A 1357-nucleotide genomic window follows, 5' to 3' on the forward strand; every position below is an offset into this window, starting at 1 on the left:
CCGAGCGGATCGGCGCCCAGCACCGCCCACCGGCCGTCGGCCGGCACGGCCGCCCCGGCCGCGTCGGCGAGCCCGGTCGGCGCCGTCCACTCCAGGTGGAACAGCGACTCGTGGTAGGACGTGCGCGCGCTCCGCAACTGCTCGGCCGAGACCGGGCGCAGCCCGAGCGTCTCGACGGCCGCGACCGGCGCACCGGTGGTGTCGGCGATCTCCAGCCGGACGCCCTCGGCGCCGTCGGGGGTCAGGTGTACCCGCAGCGCCGAGGCGCCGCTCGCGTACAGCGACACCCCGCTCCAGGCGAACGGCAGCCGCCCTTCCCCGCCCGTGTTGCCCAGACCGGCCAGGCCGATGGCGTGCAGGGCGGCGTCCAGCAGCGCCGGGTGCAGCCCGAACGCTGCGGCCTCCTCGGCCGTGCCCTCGTCCAGCACCACCTCGGCGAACACCTCGCCACCGCGCTGCCACGCCCTGCGCAGCCCCTGGAACGCGGCGCCGTAGGCGAAACCGATGTCCAGCAGGCCCTCGTAGCGGCCGTCCAGCTCCACCTCGGCCGCGTCCGCCGGGGGCCATGCGGTCAGCTCGAACGACGCCTCCGGACGGCCGCCGGACGCCAGGACACCGGCGGCGTGCCGGGTCCACGGCTCCTCCGCGGGCAGGCTCTCCAGCCGGGAGTGCAGCGACAGCGGACGGCGGCCCGTCTCGTCGGCCGCACCGACCGACAGCCGGAGCTGGACACCACCCTGCGCGGGCAGGACCAGCGGCGCCTCTAGGGTCAGCTCTTCGAGGTAGTCGCAGCCGACCTGGTCACCGGCGCGGATCGCCAGCTCCACGAACGCGGTGCCGGGCAGCAGCACGGTGTCCAGGATGGTGTGGCCCGCGAGCCACGGATGGGTCGAGAGCGCCAGCCGTCCGGTGAACAGCATCCCGTCCGCGTCGGGCAGTTCGGCGCTGGCGCCGAGCAGCGGATGCTCGGCCTCGCCCAGCCCGACCGCGGCCACGTCGCCGAGGAACAGCGAGGAGACCTTCGGCCAGTAGCGCTGCCGCTGGAAGGGATACGTCGGAAACGCGGTCAGGGCGACCTGCGCGGCGCCGGTTCGGGCGTAGTACGCCGCCCAGTCGACTGCCACACCACGGACATGGGCCCGCGCGACGGCCGACAGCAGCGCCTCGGCCTCGGGGCGGTCCTTGCGCAGCGCGGCGGCGAAGGCCGCGTCCTCTCCGGTCACACACTCCTGGGCCATGGCGGTGAGGACACCGTCGGGGCCGAGTTCGAGGTAGGTGGTGACGCCCTGGGCTTCCAACGTCCGTACACCGTCGAGGAAGCGGACGGCCTCGCGGACGTGGCGCACCCAGAAGTCGG

Annotated in this window: 1 protein-coding gene; it reads right to left on the reverse strand. The window is 74.9% G+C overall.

Translation table 11 applies throughout. The features are described from left to right. The coding region (locus KN815_RS36890; protein ID WP_216346206.1) for a polyketide synthase dehydratase domain-containing protein at positions 1-1357 on the reverse strand (1357 nt) is incomplete at both ends.

The organism is Streptomyces niphimycinicus, assembly GCF_018883605.1.
Taxonomy (GTDB): Bacteria; Actinomycetota; Actinomycetes; order Streptomycetales; family Streptomycetaceae; genus Streptomyces; species Streptomyces niphimycinicus.